Here is a 13,049-nt window from a genome sequence, read left to right as displayed (position 1 = left end):
TAAATCCAAAACCTTTTTTAAGAATAAAATAAGTTCAATAACGACAATTTAACACTACTTTTGGATTAACTTGTCAGGTGCTGGAATTTAGGTAACAAAAGTTACTGAAGCATGTTTTTCAAAAACCTACATTTGTAAAAAACAAAACCATGTATCAGTTATTAAAGGAATCGTACGGTTATTTATTTGAAGATGCTTTACTGGAAGAAATCGCCAAAGTCGGAAAGCACCGAAAATTTGCTGCTGATGACATTTTAATGGAAATAGGCGAAACCATAAAATTCATGCCCATCCTTTTAAACGGCGCCATAAAAATTATGCGCGAAGACGAAAACGGCGACGAATTCCTTTTGTACTTTTTAGAGCGTGGCGATACCTGTGCCATGACCCTAACCTGCTGTTTAGGCAACAACAAAAGTAAAATTCAGGCGGTTTCGGAAACTGCTGGCGATTTGATTATGATCCCGATTGAAAAAATGGAAGAATGGATCGTGAAATACAAATCCTGGCGCAATTTTGTTTTTGAGAGCTACAACACGAGACTAATGGAAATGCTGGAAGCCATTGACAATCTAGCTTTTATGAACATGAACGAGCGTCTCTATAAATTCCTGACCGACAAAGCAAAAGTTTTAGGAACAACCGAAATCTCCAATACGCATCAGGAAATTGCAAGTGAAATGCATACTTCACGAGTTGTGATTTCCCGACTTTTAAAAACCCTTGAACAGGAAGGCAAAATCAAACTGAATCGTAACAAAATTGAAATCTTACAATTCTAATGGAAGTATTCGGTTATTTTGGCGCTTTAGTAATTGGACTAATTTTAGGATTGACAGGTGGTGGCGGTTCTATACTTACCGTACCTTTATTGGTTTACGCTTTGGGTTTTAATCCGGTTACAGCTACTGCCTATTCGCTTTTTATTGTGGGAACCACTTCAGCTTTTGGTGCCACTCAAAATTTTTTCAAAGGTTTTGTTGATCTTAAAAAAGGATTCTTATTTGCCATACCTTCATTCATAACCGTTTACCTGACAAGAAGATACATTGTCCCTGCTCTACCGGACACCATTTTAGAGACTTCTTTCTTCAGCTTAACCAAAGAAATCTTTCTGATGGTTCTTTTTGCCGTAATCATGCTTTTTGCAGCTTTATCCATGCTCAGAAAGAGAAAAGAGGTCGTGATAAATACTGATTCCGATTCCAAAATAAAATTCCTTCTTCAAACGATAATTGTAGGATTATTGATAGGATTAGTTGGTGCCGGAGGTGGTTTTTTGATCATTCCATCGCTAGTGTTTTTCGCTAAATTACCCATGCGAAAAGCTGTAGCTACTTCCCTAATGATCATTGCCTTAAATTCGCTAATAGGTTTTATGGGAGATGTTCAAAATCTAACGATCGATTGGCAATTCCTTCTTATCTTTACCTCAATATCTGTAGTAGGTATCTTTATCGGAATCTATCTTAATAAGTTCCTAAATGATACCCAACTTAAAAAAGGATTTGGTTACTTTGTGCTCTTAATGGCACTGTTTATTTTATCAAAAGAACTACTTGGAATGTAACTTATGTTACGTCAAGTAATTACACATTATAGTACCTTTACAAAAAAATTACAACGCATATGAAAATAGAACAAATTTATACCGGATGTATCGCTCACGCTGCTTATTATATCGAAAATAACGGAGAAGCTGCTATATTCGATCCGTTACGCGAAGTTCAGCCTTATATTGATAAAGCAACGAAAGACAATGCTAAAATCAAATACATTTTTGAAACGCATTTTCACGCCGATTTTGTTTCCGGACATTTGGATTTAGCCAAAAAAACAGGAGCGCAAATCGTTTACGGGCCAACAGCTCAACCTAGTTTTGAAGCTACCATTGCAACAGACAATCAGGAGTTTAAAATTGGAAATGCAACAATCAAAGCCTTGCACACCCCAGGGCACACTATGGAAAGTACCACTTATTTAGTGATTGATGAAAACGGTAAAGAACACGGTATCATCACCGGAGACACTTTGTTTATTGGCGATGTAGGAAGACCGGATTTAGCTCAAAAAATTGCTTCGGATTTAACTCAGGAAAAATTAGCAGGATTTCTATACGATTCCCTTCGCAATAAAATCATGCCTTTGTCTGATGACCTGATCGTGTATCCGAACCACGGTGCCGGAAGCGCCTGCGGAAAAAACATGAGCAAAGAAACCACCGACACTTTAGGCAATCAGAAAAAAGTGAATTATGCTTTACGTGCTGATATGACCAAAGAGGAATTCATCGCTGAATTATTGGATGGTTTAGGAGCACCTCCAGCCTATTTTCCGCAAAACGTAATGATGAACATTCAGGGCTATGAAAGTTTAGACACTGTTTTATCTAAAGGAAAACACGCTTTGGAACCAAAAGAATTTGAAGCAGTTGCCAATGATAGCGAGGCTTTGGTTTTAGATGTTCGTCATCAGGATGCTTTTGTTAAAGAACATATTCCAGGTTCGATTTTTATCGGATTGGACGGAAATTTCGCTCCTTGGGTTGGCGCCTTGATTATGGATATCAAACAACCAATTCTTTTAATTACCGCAGAAGGGCGTGAAGAAGAAACCATCACCCGATTAGCTCGTGTAGGCTTTGACAATTGCTTAGGTTATTTAAAAGGCGGGGTTGAAGCATGGAAAGTTGCAGGTTTTGAAACAGACAGCATTGTTTCGATTTCACCGGAACAGTTTGCTTCAGAAAAAGATCAAACTTCATTAAAAGTAGTTGATTCCAGAAAACCGGGAGAATATTCCGCAGAACACGTTGAAAATGCCATCAATATTCCTTTAGATTTTGTAAACAGTCAGCTTTCAGAAGTTCCTAAAAATGAAGATTTTTATTTGCATTGCGCGGGAGGTTATCGTTCGGTAATCATGGCATCCATTTTAAAAGCAAGAGGCTATCACAACATGATCAACGTTGAAAAAGGAATAGCCGGAATACGAAACGCCGGGGTTCCGCTTACGAAATTCGTTTGTCCTTCAACCTTAAAATAACAATTTGAAAATCAGGCTCAGTCCTGATTTTTCTTTTTTAGTGCTAACAAAACTTTAATAAATCCTATAGATAAATGCTTAGTATTTTTGAATACTTTTGCAACTCAAACAATTAAACTTAAAAATGAAGAAAGTTCTTTTATTGGCTGCATTCTCAATTATGGCTTCTTGCAGCAAAGTTGGTGACAACGAATTCTTAATTACCGGTACCGCTAAAGGTTTTGAAAACGGGACTCCAGTAATCCTTCAATTTCAGGGAGAAATGGGGCCGGTTGCTAAAGATACCGTTAAAATTGAAAACGGTAAATTCGAATTCAAAGGAATTGTAGACAGTACAGACATCAGTTTTATTAAAATTGATAACCCTAACACTTTAGTTCCGTTTATTTTGGAGAACGGAGAATTAAACATCTCTATCCAAAAAGATTCTTTACACCTAACTAAACTTTCCGGAACAACAAACAACGACAAACTTCAGAAGTTTAACGAAGAGGTTCAAACGCAATACAAATCGTTCGAAAAATTCAGAAAAGACAATCAGGCAAAATACATGGCAGCTGAATCTCAAAAAGATACTGCAACCGTTAACGCTTTGATGAAACAAATGATGGATTTGCAAAAATCAATGATGGAGCATCCTAAAAATTACATGCAGAAAAACAACAACGAGATTTTGTCTGTAATCATTTTAGAGAACTATGTTTCCAGAGGAATGATGCCTTTAGAAGAAATTAAAACACAAATGGCAAAATACTCAAAAGAATTGAGCGCTACTAAACCAGCCTTGCGTATTAAAAAACTAATTGCGCCAGTAAAAGAAGTTGCTGTAGGATTGGAAGCTCCAGATTTTAAAGCTCCAAATCCTGAAGGAAAAATGGTTTCTTTGAAAGAATCATTAGGAAAAGTTACCATTATTGATTTCTGGGCGTCTTGGTGTGGTCCTTGTCGTGCTGAAAACCCTAACGTGGTTGCTCTTTACAATGAATTCCATGCAAAAGGATTAAACATCATTGGGGTTTCTTTAGACAAAGATGCTGCAAAATGGAAAGAAGCTATCGCCAAAGACAACTTAACTTGGACTCAAGTTTCTAATTTGAAATTTTGGGAAGATCCGATTGCAAAAGAGTACAGTGTAAAATCAATTCCTGCTACTTTTATCTTGGATGCTACAGGAAAAATTGTTGCTAAAGACCTTCGCGGTGCAGAATTAAAAGCTAAAGTTGCCGAATTATTGGCTAAATAAGCCCTAAAAATACTCTTGAACAAAAAAATCTCCTTAGGGAGATTTTTTTTATTTTATTCACTTCCAATACATTAAAAAAAACTTTAAAATTATCTTTATTTAACGCTTGCATAACGAAAAAACAGTTCTATATTTGCAACCGCAATAAGCAATTATGCGTTGGGGAGATACTCAAGCGGCCAACGAGGGCAGACTGTAAATCTGCTGACTAAGTCTTCGCAGGTTCGAATCCTGCTCTCCCCACAAACTAAATGAATAAAAAAAAGCACCAAGTTCACTTGGTGCTTTTTTTTATTCATTTAGTTTGAGTAAGGTTCCCTTACTCAGGATGCCGGAATGAAATGGAGGAATCCTATCATAAAAATTAATACCACTTCGTTACTCAGGATCACGAAATAATTTATCATAATCTCAATAATTAAGAAATAAAAAAGCCCGGAAAACTTCCGGGCTTTTTTATTTCTATAGCTTAATTATTCCAAAGCAAAATTAATGGTAACATTCGCCGTCACTTCAATTTCTCCTATCGCTAATGTTTCTCTAGACATTCCTGCATCGGCACCTACTTTCATCTCGGCAAACATCGGTCTAGGATAATAGGTCTGAGAATTATCGGTTACTAAAAGCGTTTTTCCAACTTTTTGGTTTAATGCCCCTGCATAATCCAAAGCTTTTGCCTTAGCATTTTGAACTGCTTTAACACGCGCCTCAGACTCGTATTGCGCTACTTTTGAAGAACGAAACTCAACTCCGTGAATTGTATTTGCCCCAGAATCTACAAGTCCCATCATAATGACATCGTACTTCGATAAATCCTTTAACGTAATCGAAATAGTTTGTGAAGCATTGTAATAGTACTTCTTTTTATCGTAATCGAAATTTTTATACAAATTCACCTGTTTGGTCTGATAATCTGAAGCTGGTAATTTCGCGTTTTTCAGGTATTTGATTATCGCATCAATGGCAGCATCATTTTTCTTTTTAACTTCTGCAGCGTCATTCCCTGTGTTTTCAACACCAACATTAATAACTGCCTGATCGGGTGTTACTTTGATTTTTCCTTCTCCGGAAACTACAATTTGCGGTACTGTTTTCATTTCTTGTGCGTTTGAAAATACACTCATAAATAAGGTTACGGCGATTAAAACAATTTTTCTCATAGTATTAAATATTAATTTTCTTATAACATTCAAAAGCAATGCCAAACTTTACAACTTCCCTGTTTTTTCCAAAACAAATAAAATCACAATTGGAATGGCAAGCAAAATTACCATCATTGTATTGTCCAGCAGCATTGATGGTTCTTGCGATAACGTAATGATATAACCTCCTATCGCGCCTCCAAAATGCGCTGTGTGACCAATGTTATCGTTCTTAGCTTTCATCCCGTAAATAGAATATAAAAGATAACCAATACCGAAAAGATAAGCCGGAATAGGAATCGGAATAAAAAACAAATACAAGCTCATATCCGGTTGAAATAAAATCGCCGAATACAAAACTCCGGTTACAGCCCCAGAAGCTCCAATTGCCCTGTAATAGTAATCGTCTTTATGAAAATAGAGCGACAACAAGCTACCGCAAATCAAACTTCCGAAGTAAACAATCAAAAAATGGAATACCCCCATATAACTAATCACTACCGGAGCAAAAAAATACAAGGTTAACATATTGAATATTAAATGACCGAAATCACCATGAAGAAATCCCGAAGTAATCATCCGGATGTGTTCCCCGGCTCGAATACTTCCGATGTGAAACTCATATTTGCGAAAAAATGCGCTGTCGTTAAATCCTCTATAGCTTACAATAGCCGTAACTGCAATGATAATTAATAAAACTGGGTTCATATATTGAATTTTCTTACCGTAAATTTACCAATTGTTTCTTTACAGAATGTTAATTAAATAAAAGATTAATTGGTTTAAAAAGTATATTTGTAAAAAATTATCCGAATGCAATTAGTAGTTTACCTGTTGGTATATCCGATTTTGTGGTGCATTTCCATACTTCCTTTTCCTATATTTTATTTCTTTTCTGACTTGATTTATATTTTGGTTTACCGAGTAATTGGCTACCGAAAAAAAGTCGTGCGTTCAAATATCAAACTAACTCTGCCGCATCTTTCTGAAAAAGAGCAGTTGCTTGTAGAGAAAAAATTCTACAAACATATGTGCGATATGTTTCTGGAGATGATTAAAACGCTTACCATTTCTGAAAAAGAGATGAAAAAACGTTTCGTCTTCACCAACATTGAGCTTGTTCATGAATTTGAAAAGAAAAACAAGAGCATTGTGCTTATGTGCGCGCACTATGCCAGCTGGGAATGGATGATTATCCTTGGAAAATACATCAGTTTTAAAGGTTTTGGAATCTATAAACGCATCAGAAATCCTCATTTTGACAAACTGATAAGAGACATTCGTTCCAAATTTGATGCGGCTTTAATCGATACCAAATCAACAATAAAAGCGGTTAATGAAAATCAGGAAAAAGGAATAATGGGAATTTACGGTTTTGTGAGCGACCAAACTCCGGTTCCCTACCGAACACATTACTGGGAAACCTTTATGGGGCATGAAGTTCCTGTACATACCGGCGGCGAAATGCTGGCCAAGAAAACAGACATGAATGTTCTGTACCTCAAAGTCGAAAAAGTAAAACGCGGCCATTATCAGGCAACCTTTATTCCTTTAGCGGAAAATGTAACCGACATTCCCAACTATGATGTTTCCAAAAAATTTCTTCAGGAAGTGGAAAAACAAATTTACGCGGCGCCCGAATATTATTTCTGGACACACAAGCGTTGGAAATTCCGTCGTGATAAAGAATAAAAAAAGCTCAGTAGATTTTTACTGAGCTTTTTCTTTTAAAGTTTGAACCAATTGGCTACCATTTCTTTTTCTTTATGCAACGCATTTTTATGCAGAAACTCGTTCGAACACTTGTTGTACTCATAATCCTGAGCCCATTCTTTGTGGTTTTCTGCTAAGGCTTTGATGCTCTTGCAAACGTATTCGATTTCTTCAGAAGTTGTAGTTGGGTGAATCGACATCCTAATCCATCCCGGTTTTTCAATTAAATCTCCGGAAGTAATTTTATCGGTTAAATAATGGGATTGTTCTTGGTCTACATGCAACAAGTAATGCCCGTAGGTTCCGGCGCAACTGCAACCTCCTCGGGTTTGAATTCCGAAGCGATCATTAAGCAATTTAACCCCTAAATTGAAATGCAAATCATTTATATAAAACGAAATCACCCCCAACCTGTTTTCATGCTGAGCTGCCAGAATGTTTAAATTAGGAATCGCCTTTAACTGCTCGAAAACGTAATCCACGATTTCATGTTCGCGTTTCAGGATATTATCAACTCCCATTTGTTCTTTAAGCTGAATAGCTAATGCCGTTTTGATTACCTGAAGAAATCCTGGCGTTCCACCGTCTTCACGTTCTTCGATGTTGTCCAAATATTTGTGCTCTCCCCAAGGATTCGTCCAGCTAACGGTTCCTCCTCCCGGATGATCAGGCACCATATTTTTGTATAATTTTTTATTGAAAATAAGCACACCTGAAGTTCCAGGGCCGCCTAAAAATTTGTGTGGAGAAAAGAAAATCGCATCCAAATAACCTTCCGGATTATCGGCCGGGTGCATATCGATTTTAATATACGGCGCCGAACAGGCAAAATCCACAAAACAAACTCCATTATACTGATGCACTAATTTAGCAACATCGTGGTACGGCGTTCTAATTCCCGTTACGTTTGAACAACCCGTAATTGAAGCAATCTTTAACGTTCGGTCTTTATATTGCTCCAGCAATTCTTTGAAACTATCCAGACAAATCAAACCTTTTTCGCATGCTGGGATAACCTCTACTTTTGCAATCGTTTCCAACCATGATGTCTGATTGGAGTGGTGCTCCATATGAGAAATAAAAACCACGGGCTTTTTCTCCTCCGGAACCTGAGTATATTTCTGAAGGTTTTCAGGTACTTTAAGTCCTAAAATACGTTGGAATTTATTCACTACACCGGTCATTCCCGAACCGTCCACAATCAAAATATCGTCTTGATTACTGTTAACGTGTTTTTTGATGATGTGGCGCGCTTCATGATACGCCATAGTCATCGCTGTACCTGAAACTGTTGTTTCTGTATGGGTATTAGCCACAAACGGACCGAATTCGTTAATCAGTTTTTCTTCAATCGGACGGTATAAACGCCCGGAAGCCGTCCAGTCGGTATAAATTATTCTTTGAGTACCAAAAGGCGATTCAAACTCCTGATTGATACCAATGATGTTATTACGAAACTGTTGAAAATACTGTTCTAGTTGGGTTGCTTTTTCAGTTGTAGTCATTCCATTTTGCATTTGCGTTCAAAGATACATTTTTTTGATAATTAGACTTGTAGCAACTTGGGTTTTTGACCTTCAGAATTTAATTTTAACATAATACAGGTTTCTTGTAAAATTATTCGACAGTAATCTCTTAAATTAGTAATCAAAAACATCCAAACCATGACTTTTAACCTTGAAAATTCCATAGAACTATTAGAACGGACACCATTAATTTTAGAAACGCAATTAAGAGGAATATCAGATGTATGGATACATTGCAACGAAGGCGAAGAAACCTGGAGTGTTTTTGATGTGGTCGGACACTTAATTCACGGAGAACAAACCGACTGGATCGCTCGATTGAAAATTATTCTTTCTGAAGGAGCTGATAAAAACTTCAAGCCTTTCGATCGGTTTGCAATGTTTGAAGAAAGCAAAGGCAAGTCTTTAAATCAATTATTGGAAGAATTTAAAGTGCTACGCGAGAAGAACACAAGTATTTTAAAATCGAAAAACATTACCGAAAAAGACTTTAACAGAAAAGGCATTCACCCTGTTTTTGGAGCAGTTACCCTTTCACAATTATTAAGCTGTTGGATGGTGCACGATTTAGACCATTTAGCTCAGATTAACCGTATCATAGCCAAACAATACAAGCAGGAAGTTGGTCCTTGGATTGAGTTTTTAAAAATCTTAAAATAATCCCGTTTTTTTGTAAACTTTTCCTTGGATCTTACGTATAAGTAATGATTAGTAATCAATTCGTTTTTCATTAATGAAAAGCAAATTATCAACTTAAAAAAACAATCATGACCTTACAAATTATTGCAATTGTGGTTATAATCCTTCTATCGGGATTTCGAATTGCACAAGAGTACCAAAGAGGTGTCATTTTCAGACTTGGACGCTTTCATTCAATTAAAGGTCCGGGACTTTACTGGATTATACCTTTAATTGACCGACAACAAAGAGTAGACATCCGAACCAAAACAGTAGATTTAGAACAACAGGAAACCATTACCAAAGACAGTGTCACAATCAAAGTAAATGCAGTACTATGGTTTAAAATTACCGTTCCTGAAGATGCCATCATTAAAGTGGCAGATTACAACAAAGCAGTTTATCAGTTTTCGGTAACGGCTTTACGTAACATTATCGGACAGCATACTCTGGATGAAGTTCTAAGAGAACGTGAAAAGATTAACGGAACCCTTCAAAAAATGGTAGACACCGCTACCGAACCATGGGGAATTAAAATTGAAATGGTTGAGATGAAAGATGTTGAAATTCCGGAAGGTATGCAAAGAGCCATGGCACGTGAAGCTGAAGCCATCAGAGAAAAAAGAGCCCGAATTGTTAAAGCCGAAGCCGAATTAGACGCTTCCATCAAGCTTACACAAGGAGCCACAAAAATGGCAGAAAGCCCAATTGCGTTAGAGTTGCGAAGAATGCAAATGCTTTCAGAAATTGGTATCGACAATAATACCACAACCATTGTATTAGTTCCTTCCGATTTTACCAATGCTGCTAAAAGCTTTACCGATTTAGTTAATACTAAGAAAACTGAATAACACGCAATTAAATCATAAAGAAAAACCCTGAGCTTTCACTCAGGGTTTTTATATTTAGATTCCGGCTATCTGTTTTAACTCGCTAACAAAACGTTCCGCTAAAACATCGGCAGCATTTTGGGTTGGCGCTTCGGTGTAAATTCGGATGATTGGTTCTGTGTTCGATTTTCTTAAATGAACCCATTCCGTTGGAAAATCAATTTTCACCCCGTCGATGGTTGAAATGTTTTCCGAAGCATATTTTTGAGCAATTTGCTTCATCACATTGTCTACATCAATTTGAGGCGTTAATTCGATTTTGTTCTTACTCATGAAATACTGTGGATAAGAAGCTCTTAATTCGGCAACGGTCATTTCCATACTTGCCAAATGCGTCAGGAATAAAGCTACACCAACTAACGAATCTCTTCCGTAATGAATTTCAGGATAAATGATTCCTCCGTTTCCTTCTCCTCCAATGATTGCGTTGGTTGCTTTCATCAATTCCACAACATTAACTTCCCCAACTGCACTTGCCTGATAGCTTCCGTTGTGTTTTTCGGTTATATCTCTTAAAGCTCTTGAAGACGACATATTCGAAACCGTATTTCCCGGTGTTTTACTCAATACATAATCTGCAACTGCAACTAAGGTATATTCTTCGCCGAACATTTCACCATCGTTGGAAATAAATGCTAAACGATCTACATCCGGATCAACTACAATTCCAAAATCAGCTTTTTCTTCTACAACCAATTTACAGATATCACCTAAATGTTCTTTCAAAGGCTCTGGGTTGTGTGGAAAATGCCCATTGGGTTCACAGTACAATTCTACTACTTCCACACCCATTTGTTCCAATAACTTCGGAATAATAATTCCTCCAGATGAATTAACACCATCGACAACAACTTTGAACTTTCTTTTAGCAACCGCTTCAGCATCAACTAATGGTAAATTCAACACTTCATCAATGTGGATGTCCATGTATGCATCATTCTCGGTAATCGTTCCTAAACTATCAACATCTGAAAAATCGAAAGCTTCTGCTTCTGCAATTTCAAGAATTTTTGCACCATCGGCACCGTTTAAAAACTCACCTTTTGCATTCAACAATTTTAAAGCGTTCCATTGTTTGGGATTATGTGATGCAGTTAAAATAATTCCTCCATCAGCTTTTTCCAAAGGAACGGCAACTTCTACCGTTGGTGTGGTTGACAACCCTAAATCGATAACATCAATTCCTAAACCGATTAAAGTATTTACTACCAAATTATGAATCATCGGGCCAGAAATACGGGCATCACGACCAATCACAACGGCTAATTTATCTTTATTGATATTCTGTTTTAAGAAAGTTCCGTAGGCTGAAGCAAATTTTACAGCATCAACCGGAGTAAGATTGTCTCCAACCTTTCCGCCAATGGTTCCGCGAATTCCTGAAATGGATTTTATTAAAGTCATATAAGAAGTTATTCTAAATTCGGTTAATTATAAATGAAGAGACAAATATAACGAATTGTGGTTTTGAGAAAATCATTTAAAATTTAAAATTCGTCATTAAAAATGATTAAATTAGTCTGATGAACTTTTTAGCACACATCTATCTTTCCGGAGAAAACGATTTAATTAAAATCGGGAATTTTATGGCGGACGGTATTCGCGGGCATGATTATGAGCAATTTCCGCTGGAAGTTCAAAAAGGCGTTTTACTTCATCGGGCAATTGACACTTTTACCGATGCGCATCCGGTTTTTCGTCAAAGTAAACATCGATTACATGAAAAATACGGCCATTATTCCGGAGTGATTATGGATATTTTTTACGATCATTTTCTGGCTAAAAACTGGGCAAATTATTCAAAAGAAAAATTAGAAGATTACACAGAACGGTTTTATAATTCACTTAGAGAAAATTACGATTGGCTTACTCCAAAAACACAGGGTATGATGCCCTATATGATTGGTCGAAACTGGCTGGTTTCTTACGGAAGTGTTGAAGGAATCGGTAAAATTTTATTTCAGATGGATCACCGTACCAAAAACCGTTCTAACATGCAAAATGCTGTTCAGGAATTAAACGAATACTACACCGAATTTGAACAGGAATTCACCACTTTTTTTGAAGAATTACGAGCGCATGCACAACAAAAACTTGCTATTTTATAATGAATTTCATCTCAGAACTTGAACGAGTTTTCCATGAGAATGCATCAGCGGAATTGGCCGCTCCTATGGAAGCTTATATGAAAAATAATTTCCCCTTTTTAGGAATCAAAACCACACCACGAAGAACATTATTTAAAGAAATCTGGAACCTTCACAAAGAAGAAATAAAACAAAATACCCGAGCAATCGCATTGGAACTATACAATAAAAAAGAACGTGAATTTCATTATTGCGCCATTGAAATCCTGATGAAAGAACTCAAAAAGAAAAATCAAAAGGAAGATAGTAAACTCATTGAAAAACTAATTGTTACTCATTCCTGGTGGGACAGTGTGGATACAATTGCCAAATACCTGCTTGGAAATTATCTGGCTCAGTTTCCTAATGAAATTCATAACGTTATCAACCGATTTTCTAATTCAGACAATATATGGCTGAACCGTTCTTCTATTTTGTTCCAACTGGATTACAAAACAAAAACTGATTCAGAATTATTGTTTTCTTTATGCGAAAAACATAAAGATTCAAAAGAGTTTTTCATTCAGAAAGCCATAGGATGGGCGCTTCGAGATTACAGTCGTTTTAACCCAAAAGGCGTTACGGATTTTGTTACAACAACTGACTTAAAACCCTTAAGCAAACGCGAAGCCCTACGAAATTTATGATTTCATTAAAAGGCTGTTCCGATAAAAAAGCCGTATTTT

General features: G+C 36.7%; 13 protein-coding genes and 1 tRNA gene. 10 read left to right on the top strand and 4 right to left on the bottom strand.

The genetic code is table 11. The features are described 5' to 3' along the window. Window positions 1–149: 149 nt before the first annotated feature. The 5 genes from LZZ90_RS12515 (at window position 150) to LZZ90_RS12495 (ending at window position 4,531) form a co-directional block, all read left to right on the top strand. Window positions 150–782, top strand: coding sequence for a Crp/Fnr family transcriptional regulator (locus tag LZZ90_RS12515; RefSeq protein WP_237791043.1), 633 nt, complete (start codon window positions 150–152; stop codon window positions 780–782). After that, window positions 782–1,570 carry a sulfite exporter TauE/SafE family protein gene (locus LZZ90_RS12510; RefSeq protein WP_237791042.1) on the top strand — a complete coding sequence of 263 codons (789 nt, stop codon included), beginning with the start codon at window positions 782–784 and terminating at the stop codon, window positions 1,568–1,570. The genes LZZ90_RS12515 and LZZ90_RS12510 overlap by 1 nt, the downstream gene beginning before the upstream one ends. 59 nt (window positions 1,571–1,629) lie before the next feature. After that, window positions 1,630–3,045 carry a rhodanese-like domain-containing protein gene (locus tag LZZ90_RS12505; protein WP_237791041.1) on the top strand — a complete coding sequence of 472 codons (1,416 nt, stop codon included), beginning with the start codon at window positions 1,630–1,632 and terminating at the stop codon, window positions 3,043–3,045. A gap of 124 nt (window positions 3,046–3,169) precedes the next feature. After that, the gene (locus tag LZZ90_RS12500; protein ID WP_237791040.1) at window positions 3,170–4,288 is read left to right on the top strand and encodes a TlpA disulfide reductase family protein; all 1,119 of its coding nucleotides are present in this window, start codon (window positions 3,170–3,172) and stop codon (window positions 4,286–4,288) included. A gap of 161 nt (window positions 4,289–4,449) precedes the next feature. Beyond that, window positions 4,450–4,531 (top strand) — tRNA-Tyr (locus LZZ90_RS12495). Between the two features lie 230 nt (window positions 4,532–4,761). Here LZZ90_RS12495 and LZZ90_RS12490 read toward each other — a convergent pair. Further along, window positions 4,762–5,448, bottom strand: a complete 687-nt coding sequence (locus LZZ90_RS12490) for an SIMPL domain-containing protein (RefSeq protein WP_237791039.1) — start codon at window positions 5,446–5,448, stop codon at window positions 4,762–4,764. Between the two features lie 48 nt (window positions 5,449–5,496). After that, window positions 5,497–6,138, bottom strand: a complete 642-nt coding sequence (locus LZZ90_RS12485) for a rhomboid family intramembrane serine protease (RefSeq protein WP_237791038.1) — start codon at window positions 6,136–6,138, stop codon at window positions 5,497–5,499. Between the two features lie 105 nt (window positions 6,139–6,243). On the opposite strand from LZZ90_RS12485, the gene LZZ90_RS12480 reads away from it, so the two are divergent. Then, window positions 6,244–7,122 carry a lysophospholipid acyltransferase family protein gene (locus LZZ90_RS12480; RefSeq protein ID WP_237791037.1) on the top strand — a complete coding sequence of 293 codons (879 nt, stop codon included), beginning with the start codon at window positions 6,244–6,246 and terminating at the stop codon, window positions 7,120–7,122. Window positions 7,123–7,157: 35 nt separating this feature from the next. Here the strand turns inward: LZZ90_RS12480 and LZZ90_RS12475 are convergent, their stop codons facing one another. Next, window positions 7,158–8,648: an aminotransferase class V-fold PLP-dependent enzyme gene (locus LZZ90_RS12475; RefSeq protein WP_237791036.1), complete on the bottom strand. Its 1,491-nt coding sequence runs from the start codon at window positions 8,646–8,648 to the stop codon at window positions 7,158–7,160. A gap of 159 nt (window positions 8,649–8,807) precedes the next feature. Here LZZ90_RS12475 and LZZ90_RS12470 point away from each other — a divergent pair, with 159 nt between their 5' ends. Beyond that, window positions 8,808–9,329 carry a DinB family protein gene (locus LZZ90_RS12470; RefSeq protein ID WP_237791035.1) on the top strand — a complete coding sequence of 174 codons (522 nt, stop codon included), beginning with the start codon at window positions 8,808–8,810 and terminating at the stop codon, window positions 9,327–9,329. 107 nt (window positions 9,330–9,436) lie between these two features. After that, on the top strand, window positions 9,437–10,198 hold the full coding sequence (locus LZZ90_RS12465; protein WP_237791034.1) for a slipin family protein: 762 nt from the start codon (window positions 9,437–9,439) through the stop codon (window positions 10,196–10,198). A 54-nt stretch (window positions 10,199–10,252) separates the two neighbouring features. Here the strand turns inward: LZZ90_RS12465 and glmM are convergent, their stop codons facing one another. After that, window positions 10,253–11,641, bottom strand: coding sequence for a phosphoglucosamine mutase (gene glmM, locus LZZ90_RS12460; RefSeq protein WP_237791033.1), 1,389 nt, complete (start codon window positions 11,639–11,641; stop codon window positions 10,253–10,255). A 119-nt stretch (window positions 11,642–11,760) separates the two neighbouring features. Between glmM and LZZ90_RS12455 the strand changes: the two genes are divergently transcribed. After that, window positions 11,761–12,345 carry an ACP phosphodiesterase gene (locus LZZ90_RS12455; protein WP_237791032.1) on the top strand — a complete coding sequence of 195 codons (585 nt, stop codon included), beginning with the start codon at window positions 11,761–11,763 and terminating at the stop codon, window positions 12,343–12,345. Next, the gene (locus LZZ90_RS12450) at window positions 12,345–13,010 is read left to right on the top strand and encodes a DNA alkylation repair protein (protein WP_237791031.1); all 666 of its coding nucleotides are present in this window, start codon (window positions 12,345–12,347) and stop codon (window positions 13,008–13,010) included. The genes LZZ90_RS12455 and LZZ90_RS12450 overlap by 1 nt, the downstream gene beginning before the upstream one ends. The last annotated feature ends 39 nt before the right edge of the window (window positions 13,011–13,049 follow it).

Source organism: Flavobacterium sp. SM15, from assembly GCF_022012335.1.
GTDB lineage: Bacteria > Bacteroidota > Bacteroidia > Flavobacteriales > Flavobacteriaceae > Flavobacterium.
Note: the sequence above shows the minus strand (reverse complement) of the source record. Positions and strands in the feature narration are given on the sequence as shown.

Excerpts from the sequence above, each read along its gene's own strand:
- LZZ90_RS12475 (WP_237791036.1), bottom strand. The coding sequence starts at position 8,648 with ATGACTACAACTGAAAAAGCAACCCAACTAGAACAGTATTTTCAACAG.
- LZZ90_RS12500 (WP_237791040.1), top strand. The coding sequence starts at position 3,170 with ATGAAGAAAGTTCTTTTATTGGCTGCATTCTCAATTATGGCTTCTTGC.
- LZZ90_RS12505 (WP_237791041.1), top strand. The coding sequence starts at position 1,630 with ATGAAAATAGAACAAATTTATACCGGATGTATCGCTCACGCTGCTTAT.
- LZZ90_RS12470 (WP_237791035.1), top strand. The coding sequence starts at position 8,808 with ATGACTTTTAACCTTGAAAATTCCATAGAACTATTAGAACGGACACCA.
- LZZ90_RS12450 (WP_237791031.1), top strand. The coding sequence starts at position 12,345 with ATGAATTTCATCTCAGAACTTGAACGAGTTTTCCATGAGAATGCATCA.
- LZZ90_RS12515 (WP_237791043.1), top strand. The coding sequence starts at position 150 with ATGTATCAGTTATTAAAGGAATCGTACGGTTATTTATTTGAAGATGCT.
- LZZ90_RS12455 (WP_237791032.1), top strand. The coding sequence starts at position 11,761 with ATGAACTTTTTAGCACACATCTATCTTTCCGGAGAAAACGATTTAATT.
- LZZ90_RS12490 (WP_237791039.1), bottom strand. The coding sequence starts at position 5,448 with ATGAGAAAAATTGTTTTAATCGCCGTAACCTTATTTATGAGTGTATTT.
- LZZ90_RS12480 (WP_237791037.1), top strand. The coding sequence starts at position 6,244 with ATGCAATTAGTAGTTTACCTGTTGGTATATCCGATTTTGTGGTGCATT.
- LZZ90_RS12510 (WP_237791042.1), top strand. The coding sequence starts at position 782 with ATGGAAGTATTCGGTTATTTTGGCGCTTTAGTAATTGGACTAATTTTA.
- glmM (WP_237791033.1), bottom strand. The coding sequence starts at position 11,641 with ATGACTTTAATAAAATCCATTTCAGGAATTCGCGGAACCATTGGCGGA.
- LZZ90_RS12485 (WP_237791038.1), bottom strand. The coding sequence starts at position 6,138 with ATGAACCCAGTTTTATTAATTATCATTGCAGTTACGGCTATTGTAAGC.
- LZZ90_RS12465 (WP_237791034.1), top strand. The coding sequence starts at position 9,437 with ATGACCTTACAAATTATTGCAATTGTGGTTATAATCCTTCTATCGGGA.